We start from the raw sequence: 26,495 nt of genomic DNA, 5'->3' as shown, positions 1-26,495 counted from the left end.
CACGCGGTTTCGCCGTTGCAATGAGCGCTACGCTGGACGCCATGCCGGGAAGCCGTCTCACGCACGAAGACCGCCGCACCGTCGCCGAGGGGCTCTCGGCCGGGCTCCCCTACGCCGAGATCGCCCGGCGCCTGGGCCGGCCGACGTCGACGGTGAGCCGGGAGATCCGGCGCAACGGCGGTTCGTTCGGCTACCGCGCCGACCGCGCGCAGGAGGCCACGGCGTCGCGCAGCCGGCGGGTGCCGGCGGACGGGCCCGCCCTCACCGGGTTCGAGAACAGGTTCACGGAGATGATGGTCCACACGGGACTCCCGCGGATGCCCGCGCGTGTGCTCTCCGCACTCCTGACGAGCGACGAGGCGGAACTGTCGGCAGCGGACCTCGTGGCGCGCGTGCGCGTGAGCCCGGCGTCGGTGTCCAAAGCGGTCGCCTACCTGGAGCAGCTCGAGCTCGTCTTGCGCATCCGTGGCGTTTCCGGCACCCGCGACCGCTACCGCGTCGACGACGACGCGTGGTACCGCTCGTGCCGGCGCGAGGCCGACGTGTGCGCCGCGTGGGCCGGTTCGGCCCGCTTGGGAGCCGACCTGCTGGCGGGCTCCCCCGCCGCCGCGCGCCTGTCCGCGATGGGCGATTACTTCGCCCACGTCGGCCGCGACCTGGCCGATTCGGCCGAGCGGTGGCGCCACGCCTTCGGCGCCCGGTGATCAGCCCGCGGCGGAGAGGCCGCCGTCGATGGTCACGATGGTGCCGCTGATGTAGGCCGCCCGCGGCGAGGCCAGGAACGTGACCAGGTCGGCGATCTCGCGAGGCTCGGCGACGCGGCCGGAGGGCAGCGCCGCGAAGCTCGCGTCGACGTCGGCGTTGGCCGCGCGCATGGCCGTGATCCGCTCCGTCGCGACCGGCCCCGGGTTCACCCCGACCACCCGCACGCCGCGGCGCGGGCCGTCGCCGCCGAGCGCCTTGGTGAAGGCCATGAGGGCGGCGTTGCCGGCGCCACCCGCGATGTAACCGGCCGTGGGCCGCTCGCCCGCCGCGCCGATGACGTTGACGATCACGCCGCCGCCGCGTTCGCCCAGCCGCGCGAAGAACAGCCGGGAGAGGTCGACGTACGCGTAGACCTTGAGGTCCCACGCGTGCCGCCACCGGTCGCGGGCCACCTGGTCCAGCGTGCCCGCGGGGATGTCACCGGCGTTGTTCACCAGGATGTCCGCGTCGGCGGTCGCCGCGGCCAGGCGCTCCAGGTCCTCGGGCACCCGCAGGTCCACGGCGTGCACGGTCACTTCGACCCCGTGCGCGTCGCGCAGCTTCTTCGCCAGGTCCTGGAGCGCACCTTCACTGCGCGCGGCCAGGTGCACGTGGCAGCCCTCGCCGGCGAGCACCTCCGCGATAGCCGCGCCGATGCCCTTCGACGCGCCGGTCACCAGCGCCCGCTTGCCGGCCAGGTTCAAGTCCATCGGTCGTCCTCACGCTCTCGGGTACGCCCCAGCTTGCCCGAGAACGATCACGCGCCGCCACGCCGCGTGACTCTCACGACAGGGTCCGTGTTCTGGAATTGCCAGCCGGAGAAGTGGTGCCGGGTGATCGGCCGCGTCGTGAGGCCCGGCAGGCCCCCCCGGGGGGGGTGCCGCCGCACCCGGACGGGCAGGTGCGGACGGCCTGCTCCGTCGGCCGGCGCGGTGTCAAGCCCCTGCCGTCGTTGACAAGTACCACCCTGGTACCGAAAACCCGGGGGCTTCTCACGGGACCGAGGGCTAGGTAGAGTTCAACCATGGCCGGTCCGCGGATGACCCTCCCGACCCAGCTGGTGCTGCACGCCTTCCTGCCGGAGCCCGCCCAGGAGCGCTACGGGCTCGAGATCTGCGCTGCGGCCGGGCTGCCCAGCGGCACCATCCACCCGATCCTCGCGCGGCTCGAGAGAGCCGGGTGGCTGCGGTCGCGGTGGGAGGAAACCGATCCGGCCGAGGCGGGCCGGCCGCGGCGGCGCTACTACCGGCTGGACCCCGATGGCATCGAAGCGGCGCGCGAAGCCTTGCTGCGCGCGGAAAAGTCGGCACCCGCGGCGAAGCGGCTGCGGCCCGGCCTTTCGGGAGGCACCCGGTGAACGCGCCGCTGGACCTCCTGTTCGGCCTGGACCGGATGCTCGCCCGGACGCACGAGGACGTCGCGGAGTCGGTGTTGCCGCACTTGAGCGGTTCGCTCCGGGTGGTCGACCGGCCGCTCGTCACCGCGCGGTTGCGGCAGCTGTGCCGCGAACTGGACGTGACGGCGGACCTCGCGGGCCCCGCTGAGCTGGGCCCGGCGCTGGACACTGCCCGCGCTTACGCCCGGCGCGCGCTTTCCCTGACGGGCGAGGGAACCGGCCGCGCCGATCACGATCTCGCGCGGCAGTGCGTGGCCGAACTGGTGGATCAGCTCGATCTGGCGCGCACGAACGTGCTCGAGGTCCTCGGCGACCACGGCTTCGGTTCGCGCGGCCCGCGGTGGACCGGCTGGGCCGGACCGGCGGCGAGCCGGGCGGAGGTGATCGCGTTCTCGCGCCTGGCCGCGACCTGCGCGGTGGCGCTGCTGCCGGCCGGGAGCCGGGCCGAATACGCCGAGCTGTTCCTGTCGGAGCTCCACGAACTCGCGAGCAGCCGGAGTGGTCGCTGGGCCCAAGTGCGGTACGCGTGCCGCGTGCTCGTGCGCACGCCGCGGCTGCGTCGCGCGCTCGGCTGAGACCCGAGGGGGCCGCTGGTGGTCAGGGGCAGGTGGGGGAAATACGCTGGGCCCCGCAAAGTGGGTTCAGGAACGGAGAGTGCCCGGCGATGTCCGACAGCTACACCGCAGCGATCGTCTACACGCCCGAGGCCGGGGTGCGGTTGCGGCCGGACGGGGGCGGCGACCTGCCGGCCGCCGCGAACGACGTCAACCTGCTCGGCATGGCGATCGCGCTGGCGCTGGGCCGCGCGGGCTACGAGCACCACCCCGAGCCGCGCGATCCGGAGCTGCAGACGCTCGACGCGCTCATCGCCGGTGACGCTGTGATGCCGTGGCGCCGGCCCGCCGGCGGGGACGACGAGCAGATCGCGTGCACCCGCGGGGCCGGGGGTGTGTGGTCGTGTGAGGTCAAGCCGGCCTGAGTCCGTCGGCATCGGACTCGTGCCCGGGCGAGGTGCGCGCGCGCGAACAGGGCGCACCCGCCGACGATTCGACCGTGGTCTGGACCCAGCGGCCCGTCCCTCGGAGAATGCCCGGCACGGCCTCCGCGAAGTACAGCTCGGAGCAGCCGGGGCCGCGGTGAAAAGTCGGCCGTTGTCCGGCTCGCCGGGCGCCGGAAATACTGGGTGATGGCCGAAGATCCCGCGGAAACCGTGGCCGCGCGCGTGTTCGACGCCGCTGTCGCGACGTCCGACGTCATCGCGATCGCGCTCGGCGACCGCCTCGGCTACTACCGGGCGCTCGCCGGCGGTCACCGCTCCCCCGGTGAGCTGGCCGAATCGACCGGGACCGACGAGCGCTGCGCCCGCGAGTGGCTCGAACAGCAGGCGGTTTCGGGTTTCCTCGAAGTCACCGGCTCGGAGGGCGACCGGCGCTACGGCTTCGCGCCCGGCGCGGAGACGGTGCTGGCCGACCAGGACGCGCTCGCCTACCTCAGCCCCCTCGCGCGCCAGCTGGTGAGCGCCGCGGGGCACGTGCCCCAGGTCGCCGAGGCGTTCCGCACCGGCCACGGCTTCCCGTGGTCCGGCCACGGCGCCGACATGCGCGAGTCCCAGGCCGCGCTCAACCGCCCCGGGTTCCTGCACCTGCTGGCCACCGAGTGGCTGCCCGCGATGCCCGACGTCCTCGCCAAGCTCATCGACGGCCCCACGCGCATCGCCGACGTCGGCTGCGGCGGTGGCTGGGCCGCGATCGCGCTGGCGCGGGCGTTCCCGCACGCGATCATCGACGCCTTCGACCTCGACCGCGCCACCGTCGAGCTCGCGCGGCGCAACGTCGCCGAAGCCGGCCTCGAAGACCGCATCACCGTGCACCGCCAGGACATCGGCACGGCCGACGCCGGACCGTACGACCTCGTGATGGCCTTCGAATGCCTCCACGACCTGCCCTACCCCGTGCGCGCGCTCGAGGCGATGCACCGCCTCGGCGCGACGGTGCTCGTGGCCGACATGAAGGTCGCGGACAGGTTCACCGCGCCCGGCGACGCCGTCGAGCGGCTGATGTACGGCTTCAGCGTGGCGATCTGCCTGCCCGACAGCATGAGCAGCCCCCATTCGGCCGCCACCGGCACCGCGATCCGCCGTTCGACCGTCGAGGCCTACGCGCACGAAGCCGGGTTCGACCGCATCGAGGTGCTGCCGATCGAACACGACCTGTGGCGCTTCTACCGGCTCGGCTGACCCGCCGTCACTGGATCCGCCGCTCGACCCCCGCCCACGCCTTCTCGCGCAGCACGTACTTCTGGATCTTCCCCGTCGACGTCTTCGGCAGGTCGCCGAAGGTCACGCTCTTCGGCGCCTTGAACCGCGCCAGCCGCTCGCGCACGAACTCGACGATCTCGGCCTCCGTCGCGGTTTCGCCCTCGCGCAGCGTCACGTAGGCCGCCGGCACCTCGCCCCAGCGGTCGTCCGGCACGGCGACGACCGCGACTTCGAGCACGGCCGGGTGTTCGGCGATCGCCTGCTCCACCTCCACCGACGCGATGTTCTCGCCGCCGGAGATGATCACGTCCTTGCTGCGGTCGCGCAGTTCCACGTACCCGTCGGGGTGCACGACGCCCAGGTCGCCGGTGCGGAACCATCCGTCGGGCACCGCGGCGCGCGTCGCCGCCGGGTCGCTGAGGTAGCCGAGCATGACGTTGTTGCCGCGCAGGGCGATCTGGCCGATCGTCGCGCCGTCGGCGGGCACGTCGGCACCGTCGTCGCCGATCACGCGCGCGGTGCACGAGATCATGTTGCCCACGCCCTGGCGCGCCTTGAGCCGCGCCTGCTCCTGCTCGCCCAGCGCGTCCCACTCCGGGCGCCAGTCGCAGATCATCGCCGGGCCGTAGGTTTCGGTGAGGCCGTAGAGGTGCGTGACGTCGAAGCCCAGCTCCCGCATCCGCCGCAGGATCGCGGGCGACGGCGGCGCCCCGCCCGTCGCCACGCGCACCGGCTTCTCCACCGGCGCCGCTTCCGGGGCGTACGCGAGCATCGACAGCACCGTCGGCGCGCCGTTGAGGTGGGTGACGCCCTGCTCCCGGATCAGCTGCCACACGCGGGCGGGCTCGACCTTCGGCAGGCACACGTGCGTCGCCGCCGCGGCCGTGACCGCCCAGGGGAAGCACCAGCCGTTGCAGTGGAACATCGGCAGCGTCCACAGGTGCACTGCCGACGGCGACAACCCGGTGTGCCCGACCATCGCCAGCGCCTGCAGGTACGCGCCGCGGTGGCTGTACAGCACGCCCTTCGGCCGGCCGGTCGTGCCGGAGGTGTAGTTGATCGAGAGCACTGACCGCTCGTCGTCCGGCGTGAGCGCGAGGGGCTCGGCGGCGGCCAGCAGCCGCTCGTACTCCTCCCCCGCGCGGATCCGCACGGGCGGCTCGCCGGGCAGCAGCGCCACGGCGTCGGCGACCAGCTCGTCGAACACGGGGTCGTGCACCAGCACCGCGGCGTCGCAGTGCTCGAGCAGGTAGGCGATCTCGCGCGCCGCGAGCCGCGTGTTCACGGCGACGAGCGGCACGCCCGCCCACGGGACGCCGAAGTTCGCCTCCAGCAGCACGTGGGTGTTGGGCGCCAGCACGGCCACCGGCCGCCCGCCGGCGAGCGGCACGAGGGAGCCGGCGAGCCGGCGGCACCGTTCGTGCAGTTCGGAGTAGGTCCAGCGGTCCTCGCCGTCGACCACGGCGATGCGGTCGCCGTGGGCGGCCGCGGCGCGATCGAGGTAGGCGGTGGGGGTGAGCGGCTCGTACGACCAGGTGCTGGTGGCGTCCACGGATTCCTCTCCCGGCTTCGGCGACGGTGCCTGGGACACGATAAGCCGCGATCGGCCCCGGCAGCCGGGAATGTGAGGCACCAGCGGTGCCAGGGGCGCAGGAGACGCCGACCGGACCAGTCCCCGGGACCAGCGAGCCCCCGTTCGGCAGCCGCACGAAGCCGCCCGAAGCCCCTCTTTCGCGGCGAAGAGAGGCGGAACCACCACCGGGTCCCGGTCCGAAGTGGACCGGGACCCCGTGGTGGTTCGGCTCAGCCGACCGGCCCGTTGGCCGGGGTGATCGAGACGTCGTGCTGCTGGCCCGTCTGGTCGACGACCGTCACGGTGAGCTTGTCGCCCGGGTGGTGGGTGTCCATGAGGGTGGTGAGCGTGGTCGCCGAGTCGACGGCCTTGCCGTCCACCGCGGTGATCACGTCGCCGCCGGTCAGGCCGGCCGCCGCGGCCGGGCCACCCTGGACCACCTGCTGGATCAGCGCTCCGGGCGAGCTGCCCTGGCCCTGGCCCTGGCCTTGGCCCTGACCCAAGCCGCCCTGGCCGAGCCCGCCCTGCCCCTGGCCGAAGCCGCCCTGGGCCTGCTGGCCGGCGTCACTCACGGACACACCGAGGAACGCGCTCTGTCCGATGTGGACGGTGTCGGAGGACTTGCCGCCGATGATCTGGTGCGCCAGGTCGATCGCCTGGTTGATCGGCACCGCGAAACCCTGGTTCCCGTTCGAGCCGCCCCGCTGACCGTCACCCTGCTGGCCGTCACCCTGCCCCAGACCGCCCTGCCCTTGGCCGAACCCGCCCTGGCCCTGGCCGAAACCGCCGTCACCCTGGCCGACCCCGCCCTGCCCGCGGCCGAGCCCGCCGCCGAAGCCACGGCCCTGGCCGCCGTTGAACTGGAAGCTCTGCGACGCGGCGGTGTCGACGCCGATCACCTGACCGCTCGCGTTGACCAGCGGGCCGCCCGAGTCGCCGGACTGGATGTCGGCGTCGACCTGGATCAGGCCGGACAGCTGCTCCGAGGAGCTGCTCGACTCGTCCGACGCGGTGATCGACTGGTTCAGCGCCGTCACCTTGCCCGCGGCCACGGCCGGGGTGCCGCCCGCGCCGCCGGCGTTGCCGATGCCGACCACGGCGTCGCCGGTCTGGACCGAAGACGAGTTGCCGAGCGTCGCGGTCTTGAGGCCGGAAGCGCCGTTGAGCTTGATGACCGCGATGTCGTGGCTGCGGTCGTAGCCGAGAACCGACGCGGTGTAGGTCTTGCCGTCGCCGAGGTCGGTCACCTTGATGCTGGTGGCGCCTTCGACGACGTGGTTGTTGGTGAGGATCTCGCCGTCGGAGGTCAGCACGATGCCGGTGCCCGCGGCTTCCGCGCCCTGGTAACCCAGGTCGGTGTTGACGTCGACCAGTGCCGGGTCGACCTTCTGCGCGATCCCGTTGGCGTCGATCGACGTGCTCGACGCGCCCCCGGGCGGGGCGACGGACCCGAAGTTCTGGTTGCCGCTCGCGGTGCCGGGTGTCCACACGAAGTGGCCGATCCCGAGGCCGAGGACCACCGACAGCCCGATGGCGCCGACCGCGATCGCCGCGCTGCGCACCGGCCGGGGCGGCTTCGGCTTGTGGTACGGCGTCTGCGGGTACTGCTGCGTGCCCCAGGCACCCTGCTGCCCCCAGCCCTGGTAGCCGTACGGGTTCTGCTGTCCGTACGCACCGTACTGACCGTGCTGGCCCGGCTGGCCCGGCTGGCCCGGCTGACCCTGCTGGCCCTGGTGCGCCTGCTCGTGCTGTCCGTAGTGGCCCGGCTGGGTCTGGTCGCCGTACGGCCAGCCGCCGGCCTGTCCGCCGGTCGAACCCGGTTCCTGTTCGCTCATCTTCCCGCTCCAGCCTCGTCCCGCTCCTGGCTTGCCGCCTCGACCAGGACACACCCCGTACCTGAGAGTTTCCTTGCCACGCTCCGTGCGCAAGCTGTGGAGTTTTCCCCGGTTCCCCTGAAGACCGGACGTTCCTTCCCGCAGGTGCACGAATCGGGCACCCCTGGTGGGCGCGGGCGAGTGCCGGTTACGGTCGGGGCATGGCTGAGTTGATCGAGGACGAGGCGCTGCGCGCCCGGCGGCTGCTGGACGCGCAGGCCAAGGCCGTCGAGCTGTTCGACCAGGTGCAGCGGCGCGGGCTGCTCGCGCCGGGCGTGCGGGAGACGGAGGCGAGCGACGCCGTACGCGACCTCGCGGCCGAGCTGTTCGGCGTGGACCGCTACTGGCACAAGCGGATCGTGCGCGCGGGCGAGAACACGCTGCGGCCGTACCGGGAGAACCCGCCGGACCGGGTGATCGCCGAAGACGACATCGTGTTCGTGGACTTCGGCCCGATCTTCGAGGAGTTCGAGGCCGACTTCGGGCGGACGTTCGTGCTGGGCGACGACCCGGTGAAGCAGCGGCTGCGCGACAGCCTCCCCGTGGTGTGGCAGGCGGGGCGCGCCTACTTCGAGGCGCATCCGGACGTGAGCGGCGCCGAGCTGTACGCCCACGTCACGAAGCTCGCGGCGGAAGCCGGCTGGGAGTTCGGCGGCGCGCACGCCGGGCACCTCGTGGGCCAGTTCCCGCACGAGACGATCGACGGCGAGCGCATCGAGTCGTACATCGCGCCGGGCAGCGACCGACCGATGCGCCGGCCGGACCGGGGTGGCCAGGCGGCGCACTGGATCCTCGAAGTCCACCTCGTCGACCGCGAACGGCGGATCGGCGGGTTCTTCGAGGAGCTGCTCGACCTGGGTCCCGGACCGGCCGGCGCGGCCCGCTAAGCCGGGCGGGCGGCCAGGAACGCGAGCTTGCCGAGCTTCGGCTGCAGCACCGTGTCGAGGCTCCACACCGAGCCGGCGGCCGCGTAGTACAGGCCGAGTGAGGCGAAGATGTAGCCGACGGACGGCCCGAGGTCCGTCATGCCCGGCGTGGTCCACGGCAGGTGGAAGCCTTCGGCCGCCGACCAGATGCCGAACGAGAACACGGCGCTGCCGAGGAAGACGAGGCTCGAGAACGCGCCGAGGATCAGGCCGAGCGCGATCAGGGTCTCGATCACGGCCGTGCCGGCGGCGAACGCCGCCGGGCTCCAGCTCGCGACCGCGTGCCACAGCTCGAGCCACTGGTGCACCACGGGGACGGTGATCTTGTCGGCCTTGCCCAGCTCCTTGCCGAGCGTCTGGCCGTGCACGAAGCCCGGCAGCCATTTGAAGGTGGCGTCGATGGCCCACACCACCCCGAACACGATCCGGGCCACCGCCGCGGCGCGCAGCCGCCGCACGGACGGGGTGACGGGAACAGGCGCGGCTTGAACAACGGGGGTACTCACGGCGGAACGTCCTTTCCGGACTGGAGCGGGCAACCCGGCAGGTCGGGCACGGTGAGCTTAGGCAAACCTAAGCGATTGTCGAGAGTGGTGTTCCTCTCGTGCCCGCGCCTGAACCCGGAGCGGCACAACGCCGTGTGTCGGGGAGTTTTCGGGCGAACCGGGCCGTTCGGCGCCAGTGGTCGTGACGGCCGTCGTGGCCGTGAACGACTCGCTGGACGGCTGTCACGGTCGGAGCACAATGCGGGCGGCCGGATCAGCCCCGGGCTCAAGACGGCGCGATCTCGCCCGGCAGGGTGCCGTCCACGTCGGTGAAGCCGTAGGCCGCCGCGAGATCCGCGGTGGTTTCGACGGTGCCCGAGCGGTTGAGCACGTCCGGGTCCGAAGCCAGTGCCACCACGCCCCGGCCGACGAAGCGCGGGGACTCCGCCGCGGCGAGGTCGAAGGCGCCGGCACCGGGGATGTCGAGGACGGCGCGGCCCTCGGGCGTCCGGCGCGCGGCGAAGGCCAGCAGTTCGGTGCGCACGAGCCCGGGCCAGAGGGACACGACCGCGACGTGGTGGGGCCGCAGTTCGAGCGCCGTGTCCGCGGTCATCTTGTCGACGGCCGCCTTGCCGACGCCGTAGACGGTGTTCTGCTGGTACGCGGCCGCGCCCGAGGACGAGATGTTCGCGATCAAGCCGCCACCCGCGGCGAACAGCAGCGGAGCCGCGTGGACACTCGCCACGTAGTGCGAGCGGGCGCCGATGCCGAGCACCTCGTCCCATGCCCTGATCGGCAGCTCCCAGAACGGCTTGGTGAGCCACGCCGCGAGATCGGGTGCGGAGAAGACGTTGTTCACCAGCACGTCGAGCCGGCCCGCTTCGACGGCGATGCGCTTGAACACCGCGGCCACCTGCCCGTCGTCGTGGTGGTCGCAGCGCACGGCGACGCCGGTGCCGCCGAGCGCCGTCACCTCCGCGGCCGTCTCCGCGATCGTGCCGGGCAACGGGCCGGCGCCCGCACTGCGGCCGGTGAGGTACACCGTCGCACCCGCGGCGCCCAGTTCCAGCGCGATGCCCTTGCCCACGCCCCGGCTCGCGCCGGTGACGACGGCGATCCTGCCCGCCAGCGGTCGGTCCATGTTGTCGATCTTGCCCTGCCGCCGCGGGCGTCGGCGATCGAAACCCGCAAAAATGGCGGGACCGGTCCACATCGGACCGATCCCGCCACCGCCACGCCCTCCCGGCCGCGCCGCCGGGAGGGACCGGTCAGTACCGGAACTGCTGCAGCTGCCGCCCGTCGGCCGAGGGCACCCAGCCGGTGCGCGTGGCCGGGTCGAGCTGGGCCGAGCGTTCCGTCTGCGAGTTGACCTCGCCGCCGAACGGGCTCGCGACGAAGTTCAGGCCGGACACCACCGACACCTGCTTGCCGGTCGCCAGGTCGATCACCGCGAACTGGCTCGTGGCGTTGCTGTCGGTGATCACGCCGCCGACCTTGCCGAACTGCGAGATCACCGGCGGGGTGCGGAAAGCGATCAGCCCGAGGTGGTGGACCCCGTCGACGGCCAGGAACGACGACTGCTGCTGCCGCACCGTCACCGAGCCGCCCGCCGTGAGCGTGTCGCCGGCGACCGACCCGAGCGAGGTGGTGCCGACGATGTTGAGGCTCACCGAGCGGTACACCGTCTCGTACAGCTTGTTCGCGCCGTCGTCGAACGCCAGCCCGTTGGCGCACACGCTGCCCCCGTCGGACAGCCGCGTCGTGCCCGAGTCGAGGTCCACCGCCGCCACCGAGGCCGCGCCCGCGCCGAAGCAGATCAGGCCGCTGCCGGCGCGCGCCAGGTAGACCAGCCCCGTGGCCTGGTCGAGCGCGATCATCTTGAACCCGCCCGCGACCGCACCCGGCGGATCCGCGGGCAGCGGCGCGCCGAGCGCACCGTCGGCCAGCCCCAGCGGCAGCACGAAGTCGGTGTTGTCCGACGTCCGCTTGGCCAGCAGCGCCGCGCGGTGCCGGGTCGGGTCGACGCGGCCGCCCGACACCGAGTAGCCCTCGGCGGTCGCCGCGGCGACGCGTTGCAGCGACCCGGTGTCGTACGTCTCGACGGTCCAGCCCGCGGGCGTCACGTGCAGCAGCGCCAGCCGATCGGCGTCCGCGCCGAGCACCTGGTACGCGTCGCTGTTCGACGCGTCGTTCGCCAGCACCCGGCCGTAGGTCCCGTGCGCGGCGTCGTACTCGCGCACCGACTCACCGCCGCCCGGTTCGCGCAGCGCGACGTAGGACGACCCCGTGGCCGCGGCGGCGAAACTCGTCACCACCGTGTCGCCCGGCGCGTACCCGTCGTCGAGCACGAGGAACGACGTCGGCGACGCCTGGCCCACCACGTTGCCGTGCCGGTCGGTCGCGAACACCCGCACGTTGTAGTCGAGCGAGCCACCGAGGCCGAGCTGCACCGCGTCGAGCTTCGCGACGCCGTTGCGGGCCGGAAGCTGCTGGTACGCCACGGATCCCGCACTCGGTCCACCCTGGTCGCGGCGATCGCCGTTGGCGTTGGTGACGGTGTTGAGCGCGTTGTACAGCGTCGGCGCGGGAGCCGAAACCTCCACCGCCGCCCCGGTCGCACCCGGCACACCGCGCACGTCGTAGCCGAGCGAGAAGCCCGGAGCCGCACGGGTGAGCTCGGCGAAGTGTCCCGAAGCGCCGCCCGCCGTGAGGGTGGGCGCGTCCGGCCGCTGCGCGGGTCCGCCGACGCGGATCGCGGTGAACTCGCCGTAGGTCGGATCGCCGGCGCTGCCGGTGACCGACCGTTGCACGAGCCCGATCCCGTACACGCCCGCGCCGCCCGCGAACGCGGACGCCGGAACGACCACGTCACCCGACGTGGCGGTCAGCGGCGCCACGAACCCGGTGCCGAACAGCGGTGCGCTGACCGGGTTCCAGTGCCCGAGCGTCGAGACGACGAGCTGGGGGTTCGACACGTTCCGCACGCCGGTCAGGTCGTAGTGCACCTTCACCTCGCGTCCGGCCGGCACGGACGCCGGCGCGACCGGGGCGAGCGCTTCGGCGTACGTGCCGTCGCTCGGGCCGAAGGTCAGCGTCTGCGAAGCCGACGCCACCACCCGGTGGCCCGAGCGCACCTCGAACGTGACCCGCACCGAACGGTCCTCTGTGGACACCACCGGAAGTCCGGCCGCGGCCAGGATTTCACCGGGGCTCAGCCGCACCGCCGGCACGTCCGAGGTGAACTCGTGGCCGTTGACCTCCAGCGCGTAGGACGCGTTGCCGGGCGCGCCGACGACGTCGGCGCCCACGGTGACCGGGCCGACGAGGCCCTCCCCCGTGCCGCCCGTGTCGAGGTCGACGCGTCCACCGTCGGCGTTCTCGGTGAAGGAACCGCCGAGCCCGCCGGTGGTCACGCGGTGGGCCACCGAGAGCCGGGTGATCGCCGGGTCGACCTTGCCGCGGTGGTCACCCAGCACGGACTGGACGGCCGCGGTCACGTCGAGCTGCGGGCCGACCGTCACCGGCCGGTCCATCTGCGGCGGCGACGCGACCGGGCGCGCTGTGTGCTGCAGCAGCGACCGGACGTCGGCCGGGCTCAGCGAGCGGCCGGTGAGCTTCGCGGCCTGCAGCACCACCGCCGCGGCGGCCGCGGTCATCGGAGCCGACGCCGACGTGCCGCCGTTGAGCACCGGCGTGACGTCCTGCGCGTTCCCCCGCTGCGTGTGCGCCACGACGAGGATCCCGTCGCTGGGCGCGGAAACGTCGACGCGCGTGCCGAAGCCCGAGGAGAAGAGCCCGCCGCCGTCGGTGCGCGTGGTCGCGAACGTCGGGTTGTGCGCGGCCGCGCCGCCGGCCTGCTGCGACACGGCGAGCGTGTCGTCGAGCGTGGTGCCGCCGACGGCGATCGCGCCGGAGTCGAGCACCTTGGTCGGGGTGGTGGAGAACTGGTCGTCGCCGATGTCGGTGGTGTCGCGGGCGTCCTTGGTGACGTCGGTCGGCGTGCTGCCGCCGTCCGGGCCGACGGCCGCCGGGGTGAACACCCGCGTGCCGTCGTTGGCGGACACGGTGACGACGATGTGGTACTGCTGCACGATCGTCGTGATCACGGCCTGCGCCACCGGGTCGTCTTCGAGGTAGCGGCCGGGGAAGCCCACGCTGTCGGTGCCGACGCCGAGGCTCGCGGTGATCACGTCCGGGCGCGGCGTCTGGCGCGCGGCGGCGAGCAGCGCGACCGAGATCTGGTCGAGCGTCGGTTCCTTCGGCACGACCAGCCGGTACTGCGCGCCGGGCGCGATGCCGAGCAGGTCGGTGAAGCCGTCGCCCTGCGCGCCTGCGCGCTGGCGGTCGTGCGGCAGGGGCGCCATCACCCCGAAGTCCATCAGGACCTCGCCGAGCGAGGCGTCCTGGTTCTCGACGGAGCCGGCCGGGTCGAGGTGCCCGGAGGAGTCCGCGGTGTAGGTGGGGATCAGCGGCATCGACGGGATGTCGAGGTACCGCTGCCCGTCGCGCACCACCGTGGTCGGGCCGTTGGCCTGGACGTAGCTGTCACCGGCGTCGGCCATGCTCTGGTCGGTGAGGTCGCCGAGCGAGACGTTGGTGATGATCTCGCCGGTGCCGGGCAGCTGGCCGTACTCCTTGCCCAGCAACGAATACGCGCCGAGCGCGTCGGTGCCGCCGGCGTTGAGGTAGCTCTGGGCCGACGACGTCACCCCGTAGTTCGCGGGCAGCGGGGCGGGCGGGTTCCGGTGCGCCTGCGGCAGTTTCGCCGCCTTGACGGCCGGCTGCGGCACCGGCACGGGGCCGGTCGACATCGTCGAGGCGCGGCGGTTCGGCTGCGCGCTCACCACGCCGGGGGTCGCGGCGAGCGTCTTCGCGGCGGCGTCGGTGTCCCGGCCGGAGAGGTGCACGAGCACGGTCTTCGCGAGCGCGGGAACGTCGCTGACGCCCGGGAAGACGGGCTCGACGGAGGTGGCGCCGACCTTCGTGAGCGCCGCGTTGACGCCGGTGTCCGACGTCTTGGCCGCGCGGCGGCCGGCCGGGAGCGGGGTGCCGGTGACGATGGTCGAACCGGCGAGCTGCACGAGGACGTCGGCAGGTTGCGCGGGCGGCGTGGTGGTCCGGCTGAACGCGGCGCGGACGGCGTTGTCGGTGGGCGCCAGGCTGCCGAGAGCGGAGGTGCCCTGCGGAAGGGCGAGCACGGTCTTGGCGAGGGTCTTGCCGTGGGCGTCGGTGCGGGTCGCGGTGCCGTCGGGGTCGACGGTGATGCTGCCGCCGTCGGGCATCGCGACGTGTCTGGCGGGCGGCGGCTGATCCTCGGGTGGCGCCGCGGTGGCCGGCGGAACGGCGAGGCCGGTGAGGGTGGCGGCGGCGGTGAAAGCGATCAGCGCACGGCGCAGCGCCGTGGTTCGGGCTCGGGGCACCAGGCTCCCTTTCGGGTCGGGGGGACGGGGAGAGCAGTGGTCGGATCAATTTCCCAGTGCCCGCGCGGCTGGCGCAAGATAGCCACCATGACCAATAGTCGCCAGCTGGCAGGTTCACGCCAGCAGCTGCGAGACCTCGACGCGCTGGGCATCCCGGCCGTCGACGCGAGGGTGTACACGGCGTTGCTGGGCCACCCGCGCACGCGCGCCGTGGACCTGGCCGAACAATGCGGACTTTCCGCCCAGCAGGTGGCGCGGGCCCTGTCGCGGCTCACCGCGAGCGGCATGGCGAGCCGCGTGCCGGGCCGGCCCGCGCGCTACCTCGCGGCGGCACCGGACATCGCACTCGGTGCACTCGCGGCCGAACGCGCGGCCGAGTTGCGCAGCGCCCGCGCGGCGATCGAAGACCTGATGACCGTGCACCGCGAAGCCAGCCGGTTCACGCACCCGGCCGAACTGGTCGAGGTCGTCACGGGCGCGGAGAACATCGACGTGCGCGTGCGCCGGCTGCAGGACGAGGCGCGAACGCAGATCCGCGGGTTCGACCGCCCGCCCTACGTCAGCGCCCCCGGGGAGAACCTCGACCCGGAACGGCAGCGGCTCAAGGCGGGCATCACCTACCGCGTGATCTACGACCGGCAGGCGGTCGCGGTCCCCGGCCGGCTCACGAACGACATCCTGGTCAGCGGCCAGCACGGCGAACGCTCCCGCGTGCGCCCGCACCTGCCGATCAAGATGGTGATGGCCGACGAAGAGGTCGCTGTGATCCCCATCAGCTCCTCGCCGCACGTCGTCGACGCCGCGTACATCATCCACGCGTCGGCGCTGCTGGACGCGCTGGTCACCCTCTTCGAAGCCGAGTGGGACCGCGCCATGCCGATCTCCGAAGCCCTCACCGAGCCCGCCCCCGACGTCGACCCCGAGACGACCACCTTGCTCACCCTGCTCGCCGCCGGTCAGACCGACGCGGGCATCGGCCGCGCCCTCGGCTGGAGCCCCCGCACGACCCAGCGCCGCGTCCAGCGCCTGATGACCGACCTCAACGCGACGACCCGCTTCCAGGCCGGCATGAACGCCAGGGCCCGCGGCTGGCTCTGAACCGCGCGACAACGGAGGTAGCCGGATCAGCCTCGGCGGCGGGGAAGCCGCTCGGCCGAACGGGACCGCGGCCGGCCTGGGAAGCCGTGCTCAGGCAGGAACCCCTGAAGCCGGGCCGGAGGTCTCCGCACCCGGCCCGGCTGAGCCGGCGCCGGCCAGCCGGGCTGCCATCGGCCGATCGGCTCGGTTCCGGCCGCTGCAAGTTCCCGCGGCCGGCTCTGAACCGCGGCCCCGACGTGGTTCCGGCCCGGGCCGGGATCCCCCGCCGCCGCAACGGGGAACTCCGGCCCGGGCCAGGTCTCTGGCGGCACCTCGGGCGGTGCCCGCCGGGCGGGCCTCCCGGGGCTTCGCCCGGCTCGCCGGGAGACGAGCCGGGCGAAGCCGCGGAGATCCGCGCCCGCCTGATCTCCGCCCGCCGCCGCGGCCCGAATTCGCGGTGGCGACCGGTGGTGCGGGGAACCGGGTGTCCGCTGTGGACGCCTCAGCTCACGTGCACGTAGTCGACCACGAGCTGCTGCGGGAACTGGGTGCCGCCGTCGGGGTCACCCGGCCAGTCGCCGCCGACGGCGAGGTTGAGGATGAGGAAGAACGGGTGGTCGTAGACCCAGCGGTTGCCGCCCAGGTCCGCCGGAGTGCGGGTTTCGTAGGCGTTGCCGTCGACGGACCACACGATCTTGTTCGTGGACCAGTCCACGGCGTAGGTGTGGAAGTCGTCGGAGAAGTTCGGGCCGTTGTACGCCGCGCCGATGCCGTTGGCCCCCGAGTAGCCGGGGCCGTGGATCGTGCCGTGCACGGTGGTCGGCTCCTTGCCGATGTTCTCCATGACGTCGATCTCGCCGTCGTCGGGCCAGTTGCCGCCGCCGAGCATCCAGAACGCCGGCCACATGCCCTGCCCGCGAGGGAGCTTCATGCGGACCTCGATGTGGCCCGAGCTCGCCGAGAACTTGCCGGAGGTGTTGAGCCGCGCCGACGTGTACTCGCACGGGCCGTACCAGCAGTTGTTGCCGGACGACTCCTTCTTCGCCGTGATCACCAGGTGGCCCTGGCCGTCCAGCGCCGCGTTGGCCGCGCCGGAGGTGTACCACTCGCGCTCGTGGTTGTTCACGTTGTCGCCGGTCTCGTAGTTCCACTTCGACCCGTCGGCCGGCGAGCCCGCCGGGCCGTCGAAGTCGTCGGTGAACGTGGCGGCCGGGCTCGCGGGCGCCGCGCTGCCGGCCGGCGCCGCCGCGAACGTCACCCCTCCCGCCAGTGCCACCGCCGCGGGGATCGCCAGCAGCCGCCACCGGGCGGACGTCTTCAGAGACTTCATCGTCGTCATCCCTCGTCGCTCGAGGGGTGACCTGGCGGCGCCACCCCGGGTTTGTTGTGGGTGGCAACAAAGTAACCCGCGCGGTTGATCACCGGCAAGGGTAAACGTGAGGAATTTTCCGACAACCTCACTGGGGTGTCGAGGTGGCCTCCTCCAGCAACCACAGCACCCCGCTCGGCGGCAGCTGGAGCACGGCCGACGCCGGCAGGCCGTGCCACGGCTTGTCCGCCGCTTCGACCGCGCCGAGGTTGCCGACCCCCGAACCGCCGTAGACCTCGGCGTCGGTGTTGAGCACCTCGAGCCACCGGCCGGCGGCCGGCAGGCCCACGCGGTAGTCGTGGTGCGGGACGCCCGCGAAGTTCGCGATGCACGCGAGCCGCGATCCGTCCGACCCGATGCGCAGGAAGCTCAGCACGTTGCCGGCCGAATCGTTGGCGTCGATCCACCGGAAACCCTCCGGGCGCACGTCGCCGCTGAACAGCGCGGCGGTGCCCCGGTAGATCTCGTTGAGCTGCCGCATCAGCGCCTGCACGCCAGCGTGCAGCGGGCTCTCGAGCAGGTGCCAGTCGAGCGAGCGCGCCTCCGACCACTCCTGCGGCTGCCCGAACTCACCGCCCATGAACAGCAGTTGCTTGCCCGGGTGCGCCCACATGAACGCCAGGAGCGAGCGCAGTCCCGCCGCCTTGTTCCAGTCGTCCCCCGGCATCCGCTGCCACAGCGATCCCTTGCCGTGCACCACTTCGTCGTGCGAGAGCGGCAGCACGAAGTTCTCGGTCCACGCGTACACGAGCGAGAACGTCATCTCGTTGTGGTGGTAAGCGCGGTGCACGGGCTCGTGGCTCAGGTAGCGCAGCGTGTCGTGCATCCAGCCCATGTTCCACTTGAAGCCGAACCCGAGCCCGCCCAGGTGCGTCGGCCGCGTGACGCCGGGCCACGCCGTCGACTCCTCCGCCACCATCACCACGCCCGGGTGTCGCCTGTAGACGGTCGCGTTGAGCTCTTGCAGGAACCGCACCGCATCCAGGTTTTCGCGGCCGCCGTACTCGTTCGGCAACCACTCCCCTTCGCCCCGCGAGTAGTCGAGGTACAGCATCGACGCGACGGCGTCCACGCGCAGCCCGTCCAGGTGGAACTCCTCGAGCCAGTACAGCGCGTTGGCCACGAGGAAGTTGCGCACCTCGTTGCGGCCGAAGTTGAACACGAGCGTGCCCCAGTCGGGCTGCTCGCCGCGGCGCGGGTCCTCGTGCTCGTACAGCGGGCTGCCGTCGAACCGCGCGAGCGCCCAGATGTCGCGCGGGAAGTGCGCCGGCACCCAGTCCACGAGCACGCCGATCCCGCGCTGGTGCAGGTGGTCCACGAGGTAGCGGAAGTCATCGGGCGAACCGAAGCGCGACGTCGGCGCGTAGTACGAGGTGACCTGGTAGCCCCACGAACCGCCGAACGGGTGCTCCGCCACCGGCAGGAACTCCACGTGCGTGAAGCCGGTCTCCTCGACGTAGCCGGCCAGCTGATCGGCCAGCTCGCGGTAGCCCAGGCCGGGCCGCCACGAACCGAGGTGCACCTCGTAGACGCTCATCGGCGCGTCGGCCCAGTTGGTCGCCTCCCTGGCGGCGACCCAGTCGTCGTCACCCCAGGTGTGCACCGACTTCGTCACCTTGGACGCGGTCGCGGGCGGCACCTCGGTCGCGAAGGCCATCGGGTCGGCCTTCTCGTGCCAGTGCCCGTCGGCGCCGAGGATCCGGAACTTGTAACACGTGCCCACCGGCACGTCCGGCACGAACAGCTCCCACACGCCCGACGAGCCGAGCGAGCGCATGGCGTGCCCGCGCCCCTCCCAGCCGTTGAAGTCGCCGATCACGCGCACGCCGCGCGCGGTCGGCGCCCACACGGCGAACGACACGCCCTCGACGGTGCCGCCTGGGGTGTCGTAGCCGCGCAGGTGCGCGCCCAGCACGTCCCACAGCCGCTCGTGCCGGCCTTCACCGATCAGGTGCAGGTCCAGCTCGCCCACCGTCGGCAGCCAGCGGTACGGGTCGTCGGTGACCACGGTGTGGCCCTCGTAGCCGATCTCGAGCCGGTAGTCGCCCGGGTGCTCGGGCAGCGCCGCGGCGAACAGCGCGTCGACGACGCGCTCCAGCGGGAAGCGCCGCTCGCCCGCGAGCGCCGTCACCGACTTCGCGCCCGGTACCAGCGCGCGGACCACCACTCCCGTGGCGCTGTCGGCGTGGACGCCGAGCACCGAATGCGGATCGTGGTGCGAGCCGGCCAGGAGCCGGTCGATGTCCTGCGGGGACGGAGCCGCCGCGGGCAGATCCCGGGGAGCCGCGTTCACGTCTTCACTCACCTCCGTGGGCGATCCGGGAGATCGCCGCCATCGGCACGGTCAGCCAATCCGGCCGGTTCGCGTGCTCGTAGCTGACTTCGTACACCGCTTTGTCGAGTTCGAACGCACGGAGCAGTTCCGCGTGCTCGCGCGGGTCGCCGATCGGGCCCCCCGCGGCGGCGTACCCGTCGCAGAACGCCGTGCGGTTGCGCCGCGCCCAGTCGAGCGCGCGCTCGGTGAGCGCCGGCTCGTCGGGCTGGCCCACGAGCAGCTGCCGGGCCGCGTAGTCGAACGAGCGCAGCATCCCGGCGACGTCGCGCAGCGGCGAGCGCAGCGCGTGCCGCTCCTCCAGGGGTGCGGCCGGTTCCCCCTCGAAGTCGAGCAGGAGCCAGCCGCCGACCGTGCGCAGCACCTGGCCCAAGTGCAGGTCGCCGTGGATGTACTGCATCGAGATCTCCGGACGGCCGGGTGGCAGCTCGCGCAGCGCGTCGAACACCTTCCGCAGCGCGGGCACGTGCTCGGCGAGCTGCGGGACGTCGCGCGCGACCCGGTCGAGCCGCTCGGTCATGCCCGCCACCGTCCGGTCGAGCTCGGCCTCGTCCACCGGGTGCGCACCCAGCGCGGCCGCCAGGTCGGTGTGCACGGTGGCGACCGCCGCGCCGAGGCGCTCGGCCTCGCCGGCGAAGTCGCCGCCGACCTCGTCGGGCCGCAGATCGGGTTCGGCCATCAGGTCGCGCACGCTCGTGGTGGCCATGGCCCAGCCGTCGACGGCGTCGGGCAGGAACACCTGCAGCATCCCGACCGTCGCCCGCGCGCCGGCCAGCTCACCCGTGATCGAGCCGACGACCTGCGCGATGTGCGCGCACCCCGCTTCCTGCAGCGCGCGGTGCAGCAGCAGGTCCTTGTTGATGCCCGGACTCAGCTTGCGGAAGAGCTTCAGGATGTACTGGCCGCCATACACGAGCGACGTGTTGCTCTGCTCGGACGTGATGGGCCGCGCCCGCAGCCCGCCGGTGAGCTCGGCGCCGGGTTCGTGCTCGAACGAGAGCGGGCCGACGCGCTCGCCGGTCACCATGTTGTCCAGCAACACCGCGGTGAGGTCCGCGTCGCCGCTCGCCTCGTAGAAGTTGAGCCCGCCGTCGGCGCCGATCCAGGCGGCCGACGCGATCTCCGGCGGGTGCGACCGGCGCCCCACCAGCAGCTGGTAGGGCTCGGTCCGGTCCCCCTGCGCCACCTCGACGACCACGTGCAGCAGCTGCGGATCACCCGCGACCAGCTCGGTCGCCGAGAGCGCGCGCACCGCCGTGATCGGCCGGTCCTTGCCCGCGAACCAGCGCTGCGCCGGCAGCCACTCCGGCAGCTCGGCGACGAGCTGCCCGATCAGGTGTTCGTGGTCGCCCAACGGACTCACCTCATTTCGCCTTCGGCTTCCCGCTCGACGAGCTGGAACCAGTAGAACCCGTGACCGGGCAGCGTGAGCAGGTACGGCAGTTCACCGACCTCCGGGAACCGCACGCCACCGGTCAGCTCCACCGGCACCGAGCCGAGGTGCGCGGACAGGTCGAGCTCCACCGGCTGCGGGAAGCGCGACAGGTTGTTCACGCACAGCACGACGTCGTGGCGCCCGTCGGGCCGCTGCCACTGCCGCTGGTACGCGAGGACGCTCGGGTTCGAACCGCCGAGGTCCACGAAGTCACCGGCGGCGAACGCGTGGTGCTGCTTGCGCACCTCGATCATCCGCCGCGTCCAGTTCAGCAGCGACGACGCGTTGTTCGACTGCGCCTCGACGTTGAGGGCCTCGTAGCCGTAGACCGGGTCCATGATCACCGGCAGGTAGATGCGGCCGGGGTCGCACGAGGAGAAGCCGGCGTTGCGGTCCGGCGTCCACTGCATGGGCGTGCGGACCGCGTCGCGGTCGCCGAGCCAGATGTTGTCGCCCATGCCGATCTCGTCACCGTAGTACAGGACGGGCGAACCGGGCAGCGACAGCAGCATCGCCGTGAACAGCTCCTGCTGGTTGCGGTCGTTGTCCAGCAGCGGCGCCAGGCGGCGGCGGATGCCGATGTTGGCCTTCATCCGCGGGTCTTTGGCGTACTCGGCGTACATGTAGTCGCGCTCTTCGTCCGTGACCATCTCGAGCGTGAGCTCGTCGTGGTTGCGCAGGAAGATGCCCCACTGCGTGCCCGACGGGATCTGCGGCGTCTGCAGCAGGATCTCCGAGATCGGGAACCGCGACTCGCGGCGCACGGCCATGAAGATGCGCGGCATCAGCGGGAAGTGGAACGCCATGTGGCACTCGTCCCCGCCGACGTCCGGGTCGCCGAAGTACTCGACGACGTCCGAGGGCCACTGGTTCGCCTCGGCCAGCAGGATGCGGCCGGGGAACTCGTCGTCGACGACCTTGCGGCAGCGCTTGAGGAATTCGTGCGTGCGCGGCAGGTTCTCGCAGTTGGTGCCCTCCTGCTCGAACAGGTACGGCACGGCGTCGAGCCGGAACCCGTCGATGCCGAGGTCGAGCCAGAACCGCAGCACGTCGATCATCGCGTCCTGCACGGCCGGGTTCTCGTAGTTGAGGTCCGGCTGGTGGCTGAAGAAGCGGTGCCAGTAGAACTGGCCGCGCACCGGGTCGTAGGTCCAGTTCGACGTCTCGGTGTCGACGAAGATGATGCGCGCGTCGGCGTAGCGCGAATCGTCGTCGCTCCACACGTAGTAGTCGCCGTACGGGCCGTCCGGGTCGTTGCGCGACTGCTGGAACCACGGGTGCGCGTCGGACGTGTGGTTGAGCACCAGGTCCGTGATGACGCGGATGCCGCGCTTGTGCGCCTCGCCGAGCAGGTACACGAAGTCCTCGACGCTGCCGAACTCCGGCAGCACTGCGCGGAAGTCGCTGATGTCGTAACCGCCGTCGCGCAGCGGCGACGCGTAGAACGGCGGCAGCCACAGGCAGTCCACGCCGAGCCACTCGAGGTAGTCCAGCCGGCTGGCGAGCCCGCGCAGGTCGCCGGTGCCGTCGCCGTTCGAGTCGGTGAACGCGCGCACCAGTACTTCGTAGAACACCGCACCCTTGAACCACTCCGGGTCGCGCGGTGCCTCCACCGCGTGCCCGAAGTCGTCGGCCTGGGGTTCCACGAGCAGGCCCTCGGCGGTCATCGCCTCACCGGTGTGCGGTACGCCGTCCAGGCCCAGTGCTGCGTCGGGCCGGCTCTCGTCGTCCATGAAACTCCACCTCGTCCCGCATTCGGCGGTACGTTCGATCGTCCCTGCCGCGTGCCGTGCGTGCAGGGTGGCTGAAATCTTTCGAGGGCCCGGTTACCCGGCGAGCCGGCGCCGCACCGCGACGACGTGCGCGACCGCACGCCACGGTTCGAGCCGGACGAAGTTGGCCTGGCCCCAGTCCCAGGTCTCCCCGGTGACCTCGTCGTGCGCGATGAGCCGCTCGTGCCACTCGAAGCCGAGCGACTCCAGGTCGAGCCACAGGGTGCCTTCCTGCGCACCGTGCGGGTCGAGGTTCACCACCGTCACCACGGTGTCGCCGGTCGCCGGGTCCTGTTTGGAGTAGGCGAGCAGCGCGCCGTTGTCGACGTGGTGGAACCGCAGGGTCCGCATGCCCTGCAGTGCCGGGTGGGCCTTGCGGACCGCGTTGAGCTTCGCCAGCCACGGTTCCAGCGAGCGGCCCTCGGCGAGCGCCCGTTCGAAGTCGCGCGGGCGCAGCTGGTACTTCTCCGAGTCGAGGTACTCCTCGCTGCCGGGGCGCACCGGCACGTGCTCGTACAGCTCGTACCCGGAGTACACCCCCCACGTGGGCGAGAGCGTGGCCGCCAGCGCCGCCCGCAGCGCGAACATCGCCGGGCCGCCGTGCTGCAGCGACTCGTGGAGGATGTCCGGCGTGTTCACGAACAGGTTGGGCCTGCCCTCGTTCCAGTGCTCGACGAGGTCGACACCGAACTCGGTCAGCTCGTCCTTGGTCGTGCGCCACGTGAAGTACGTGTAGCTCTGGGTGAAACCGAGTTTCGCCAGGCCCCACAGGCGCGCCGGACGCGTGAACGCCTCGGCCAGGAAGATGACGTCCGGGTGCGCGTCCTTCACCGACTGGATGAGCCACGCCCAGAAGTCCGGCGGCTTGGTGTGCGGGTTGTCGACCCGGAAGATGCGCACCCCGTGCGACACCCAGTGCAGCACGACCCGGAGCACCTCGTCGTAGATCCCGCGCGGGTCGTTGTCGAAGTTGACCGGGTAGATGTCCTGGTACTTCTTCGGCGGGTTCTCCGCGTAGGCGATCGAGCCGTCGGGGCGCGTGGTGAAGAACTCCGGGTGCTTGAGCACCCACGGGTGGTCCGGCGCCGCCTGCAGCGCGAGGTCGAGAGCCACCTCCATCCCGAGTTCCTCCGCGCGGGCGACGAACGCGTCGAAGTCGTCGAACGTGCCGAGGTCGGGGTGGATCTCGTCGTGCCCGCCCTCGTCGGCGCCGATCGCCCACGGCGAGCCGACGTCATCGGGTGTGGCGACGAGGGTGTTGTTGGGGCCCTTGCGGTTCACTCGCCCGATCGGGTGGATGGGCGGCAGGTAGACCACGTCGAAGCCCATGCCCGCGACGCGGTCCAGCGCCCGGGCCGCCGTGGCGAACGTGCCGTGGACCGCGCGGCCCTCGGCGTCGACGCCGCCGGTGGAGCGCGGGAAGAACTCGTACCAGGACCCGAACGCCGCGCGCTTGCGGTCGACCCACAGCTTCTGCGGTTTGCCCTTCGTGATCAGCTCTCGCACCGGGAATTCGTGCATGATCCGGCGCACCTCGGGCGAAAGCGCCGCCCCGACGCGCGCGGCGACGTCGTGGCCCTCGTCGCGCAGGTCCGCCGCCGCCCCCGCGAGCAGCGCGCGCTCGGCGCGGCGATCCGGACGGCGGGACACGCGGTCGAGCAGGCGCGCGCCCGACTCGAGGTCGTTGGCCAGTTCCCCGGCCCCTTGCCCCGCGGCGATCTTGACCTCGACCGCGTGCTCCCAGGTGGCCCAGGGGTCGCTCCACGCGTCGACGCGGTAGGTCCACATGCCCTCGGCGTCGGGGACGATCACGGCGCCGAAGCGGTCCAGTCCCTTCCCCTGCTCCGCCATCCGCGTCTGCCGCGAGACGCGGTCGCCGGGGCCCCGCCAGGCTACGGTCGCCGCCACGGCGTCGTGGCCTTCGCGCCACACCGTGGCCGAAACGGGAAAGTGTTCCCCCACAACGGCTTTGGCCGGATATCGGCCGCAGCTGACGGTCGGGCTGACGTCGTCGATACCGAGCCGGCCGGTCATGGCAACGCCCCTCTTGCCTGGGTGGATTTCTGTGCGAACTCGAGCACGGTCAGTGTGCCTGATTCACTCAAAGCCCTTGACAGCGGGGCCTTTTACGGAACGTACCCGCCACCCGGCCGGGCGAAACCACTCCGTCCGGCGCAATTCCCCGCTCTCCCACAGCGCCGCCGAGATCGCAAGTCGGAGCGCGGAACAATCACCGGCGCCTGCTTTTCGCGATTCCCCCGTAACACGGAAGTCGAACGGTGTTCACCCGGCCGGCCGGCGTGTCGCGCGCGTGCCGGAAATACCGGAACGGGTGACGGCCCCGCCCGGGCAGCCGGGGCCGCACCGTCCACAGTGGTCAGCGGACCGGGGGCGCAAAAAAGCGGTGAGCGCCTCAGCCGACGCGGGCCGGCAGCGCCGCGAGGATGTCCTGCACCCGCTCCTTGGCGTCGCCGAAGAGCATCTGGGTGTTGTCGCGGAAGAACAGCGGGTTCTGGACCCCGGCGTAGCCGGTGGCCATGGACCGCTTGAACACCACGACGTTGCCCGCTTCCCAGACCCGCAGCACCGGCATGCCGGCGATCGGGCTGCCCGGGTCTTCGGCGGCGGCCGGGTTGACCGTGTCGTTGGCGCCGATCACGAGCACCACGTCGGTGTCGGCGAGGTCGTCGTTGATCTCGTCCATCTCCAGCACGATGTCGTAGGGCACCTTCGCCTCGGCGAGCAGCACGTTCATGTGCCCGGGCAGCCGGCCGGCGACCGGGTGCACGCCGAAGCGGACCTCGACGCCCTGCTCGCGCAGCCGCCGGGTCAGCTCGGCCACCGGGGCCTGCGCCTGCGCGACCGCCATGCCGTACCCCGGGGTGATGACCACCGAGCGGGCGCCGGAGAGCAGGTCGGCGACGCCGGCGGCGTCGATCTCGCGGTGCTCACCGGTCACCTCGGCGCCACCGGTGGCCGCCGGGGCGCCGAACCCGCCCGCGATGACCGAGATGAACGAGCGGTTCATCGCCTTGCACATCACGTAGGACAGGTACGCACCGGACGAGCCGACGAGCGCGCCGGTGATGATCAGCAAGTCGTTGCCCAGCAGGAAGCCCGACGCGGCCGCGGCCCAGCCGGAGTAGCTGTTGAGCATCGACACGACCACCGGCATGTCCCCGCCGCCGATGGAGGCGACCAGGTGCACGCCCAGCAGCAGCGCCAGCACGGTGACCACCCCGAGCAGCCACGTCGCGGGGCTGAGCACGAAGATCACCGTCAGCACCGCGAACACGACCAGCGCGCCGAGGTTGAGCGCGTTCTTGCCCGGCAGCTGCAACGGCTTGGACGGGATCCGCGCCGAGAGCTTGAGGTAGGCGACGATCGACCCGGTGAACGTCACCGCGCCGATGAACACGCCGATCACGACCTCGGCGTGGTGGATGCCCAGCAGCGACCCGGCCAGCTCCGTCTGCGCGCTGTCCGCTTCGACTTCGAGGAACCCGTTCCAGCCGACCAGCACCGCGGCGAGACCGACGAAGCTGTGCATCAGCGCGATCAGCTCCGGCATGCCGGTCATCTCGACCACCCGGGCCCGCCACACCCCGATCGCCGCGCCGATCACGAGCGCGACCAGCAGCAGCGTGATCCCCAGCCCGGACGCGATGCCGAGCGCGGTGGCCGCGGTGGCGACCAGCGCGATCGCCATGCCGGCGATGCCGAACCAGACCCCGCGCCGCGAGGTCTCGTGCTTGGCCAGCCCCGCGAGGCTGGCCACGAACAGCAGGGCGGCGATCAGGTACGCCGCCGTCTTCCACGTCTCCGCGTGCACCGG

General features: G+C 72.3%; 18 protein-coding genes and 1 pseudogene. 7 read left to right on the top strand and 12 right to left on the bottom strand.

Going from position 1 to position 26,495, the window contains the following annotated elements; all coding sequences use genetic code 11:
- The first annotated feature begins 41 nt into the window (after positions 1 to 41).
- Positions 42 to 704 carry a helix-turn-helix domain-containing protein gene (locus ACIA77_RS30160; protein ID WP_395889375.1) on the top strand — a complete coding sequence of 221 codons (663 nt, stop codon included), beginning with the start codon at positions 42 to 44 and terminating at the stop codon, positions 702 to 704.
- Here the strand turns inward: ACIA77_RS30160 and ACIA77_RS30155 are convergent, their stop codons facing one another.
- A complete protein-coding gene (locus ACIA77_RS30155) occupies positions 705 to 1,454 on the bottom strand; it encodes a short-chain dehydrogenase/reductase (RefSeq protein ID WP_395889374.1) in 750 nt (249 codons plus the stop codon).
- Positions 1,455 to 1,768: 314 nt separating this feature from the next.
- Here ACIA77_RS30155 and ACIA77_RS30150 point away from each other — a divergent pair, with 314 nt between their 5' ends.
- From ACIA77_RS30150 to ACIA77_RS30135, 4 genes are all read left to right on the top strand, one after another.
- Complete coding sequence (locus ACIA77_RS30150) at positions 1,769 to 2,101, top strand: PadR family transcriptional regulator (protein WP_395889373.1); 333 nt, start codon at positions 1,769 to 1,771, stop codon at positions 2,099 to 2,101.
- Positions 2,098 to 2,715 (top strand): hypothetical protein, encoded by a 618-nt coding sequence (locus ACIA77_RS30145; RefSeq protein WP_395889372.1) that lies wholly within the window; start codon positions 2,098 to 2,100, stop codon positions 2,713 to 2,715. The genes ACIA77_RS30150 and ACIA77_RS30145 overlap by 4 nt, the downstream gene beginning before the upstream one ends.
- An 89-nt stretch (positions 2,716 to 2,804) precedes the next feature.
- Positions 2,805 to 3,119, top strand: a complete 315-nt coding sequence (locus ACIA77_RS30140; protein ID WP_395889371.1) for a hypothetical protein — start codon at positions 2,805 to 2,807, stop codon at positions 3,117 to 3,119.
- A 207-nt stretch (positions 3,120 to 3,326) separates the two neighbouring features.
- A complete protein-coding gene (locus ACIA77_RS30135) occupies positions 3,327 to 4,376 on the top strand; it encodes a class I SAM-dependent methyltransferase (RefSeq protein ID WP_395889370.1) in 1,050 nt (349 codons plus the stop codon).
- Positions 4,377 to 4,383: 7 nt separating this feature from the next.
- Here ACIA77_RS30135 and ACIA77_RS30130 read toward each other — a convergent pair whose 3' ends face one another.
- Both ACIA77_RS30130 and ACIA77_RS30125 read right to left on the bottom strand, forming a co-directional pair.
- Entirely contained in the window at positions 4,384 to 5,949 is a 1,566-nt protein-coding gene (locus ACIA77_RS30130; RefSeq protein ID WP_395889369.1) for an AMP-binding protein, read from the bottom strand.
- A 251-nt stretch (positions 5,950 to 6,200) separates the two neighbouring features.
- The gene (locus ACIA77_RS30125; RefSeq protein ID WP_395889368.1) at positions 6,201 to 7,805 is read right to left on the bottom strand and encodes a S1C family serine protease; all 1,605 of its coding nucleotides are present in this window, start codon (positions 7,803 to 7,805) and stop codon (positions 6,201 to 6,203) included.
- Positions 7,806 to 8,005: 200 nt separating this feature from the next.
- On the opposite strand from ACIA77_RS30125, the gene ACIA77_RS30120 reads away from it, so the two are divergent.
- Positions 8,006 to 8,731: a M24 family metallopeptidase gene (locus ACIA77_RS30120; protein WP_395889367.1), complete on the top strand. Its 726-nt coding sequence runs from the start codon at positions 8,006 to 8,008 to the stop codon at positions 8,729 to 8,731.
- Here ACIA77_RS30120 and ACIA77_RS30115 read toward each other — a convergent pair.
- The 3 genes from ACIA77_RS30115 to ACIA77_RS30105 form a co-directional block, all read right to left on the bottom strand.
- The gene (locus ACIA77_RS30115; protein WP_395889366.1) at positions 8,728 to 9,276 is read right to left on the bottom strand and encodes a hypothetical protein; all 549 of its coding nucleotides are present in this window, start codon (positions 9,274 to 9,276) and stop codon (positions 8,728 to 8,730) included. The genes ACIA77_RS30120 and ACIA77_RS30115 overlap by 4 nt on opposite strands.
- Positions 9,277 to 9,541: 265 nt before the next feature.
- Positions 9,542 to 10,396, bottom strand: coding sequence for an SDR family NAD(P)-dependent oxidoreductase (locus tag ACIA77_RS30110; protein ID WP_395889365.1), 855 nt, complete (start codon positions 10,394 to 10,396; stop codon positions 9,542 to 9,544).
- A gap of 127 nt (positions 10,397 to 10,523) precedes the next feature.
- Complete coding sequence (locus ACIA77_RS30105) at positions 10,524 to 14,675, bottom strand: S8 family serine peptidase (protein WP_395889364.1); 4,152 nt, start codon at positions 14,673 to 14,675, stop codon at positions 10,524 to 10,526.
- 87 nt (positions 14,676 to 14,762) lie between these two features.
- Here ACIA77_RS30105 and ACIA77_RS30100 point away from each other — a divergent pair, with 87 nt between their 5' ends.
- The gene (locus ACIA77_RS30100; protein WP_395889363.1) at positions 14,763 to 15,773 is read left to right on the top strand and encodes a helix-turn-helix domain-containing protein; all 1,011 of its coding nucleotides are present in this window, start codon (positions 14,763 to 14,765) and stop codon (positions 15,771 to 15,773) included.
- A 484-nt stretch (positions 15,774 to 16,257) separates the two neighbouring features.
- Here ACIA77_RS30100 and ACIA77_RS30095 read toward each other — a convergent pair.
- From ACIA77_RS30095 to pntB, 6 genes and pseudogenes are all read right to left on the bottom strand, one after another.
- A pseudogene (locus tag ACIA77_RS30095) lies at positions 16,258 to 17,082 on the bottom strand (family 16 glycosylhydrolase); the annotation flags it as partial.
- Positions 17,083 to 17,209: 127 nt separating this feature from the next.
- Positions 17,210 to 19,414, bottom strand: coding sequence for a 1,4-alpha-glucan branching protein GlgB (gene glgB / locus ACIA77_RS30090; RefSeq protein WP_395889362.1), 2,205 nt, complete (start codon positions 19,412 to 19,414; stop codon positions 17,210 to 17,212).
- 4 nt (positions 19,415 to 19,418) lie between these two features.
- Positions 19,419 to 20,807, bottom strand: a complete 1,389-nt coding sequence (locus tag ACIA77_RS30085; protein WP_395889361.1) for an aminoglycoside phosphotransferase — start codon at positions 20,805 to 20,807, stop codon at positions 19,419 to 19,421.
- A 5-nt stretch (positions 20,808 to 20,812) separates the two neighbouring features.
- Positions 20,813 to 22,621 carry a maltose alpha-D-glucosyltransferase gene (gene treS / locus ACIA77_RS30080; RefSeq protein ID WP_395889360.1) on the bottom strand — a complete coding sequence of 603 codons (1,809 nt, stop codon included), beginning with the start codon at positions 22,619 to 22,621 and terminating at the stop codon, positions 20,813 to 20,815.
- A 93-nt stretch (positions 22,622 to 22,714) separates the two neighbouring features.
- Complete coding sequence (locus ACIA77_RS30075) at positions 22,715 to 24,694, bottom strand: maltotransferase domain-containing protein (RefSeq protein ID WP_395889359.1); 1,980 nt, start codon at positions 24,692 to 24,694, stop codon at positions 22,715 to 22,717.
- 379 nt (positions 24,695 to 25,073) lie between these two features.
- Positions 25,074 to 26,492 carry a Re/Si-specific NAD(P)(+) transhydrogenase subunit beta gene (gene pntB / locus ACIA77_RS30070; protein WP_395889358.1) on the bottom strand — a complete coding sequence of 473 codons (1,419 nt, stop codon included), beginning with the start codon at positions 26,490 to 26,492 and terminating at the stop codon, positions 25,074 to 25,076.
- Positions 26,493 to 26,495 lie beyond the last annotated feature (3 nt).

It is taken from the genome of Amycolatopsis sp. NPDC051903, from assembly GCF_044452505.1.
Classification (GTDB): domain Bacteria; phylum Actinomycetota; class Actinomycetes; order Mycobacteriales; family Pseudonocardiaceae; genus Amycolatopsis.
The sequence above is the reverse complement of the archived record's forward strand: the minus strand, read 5'-3'. Positions and strand labels throughout refer to the sequence as shown.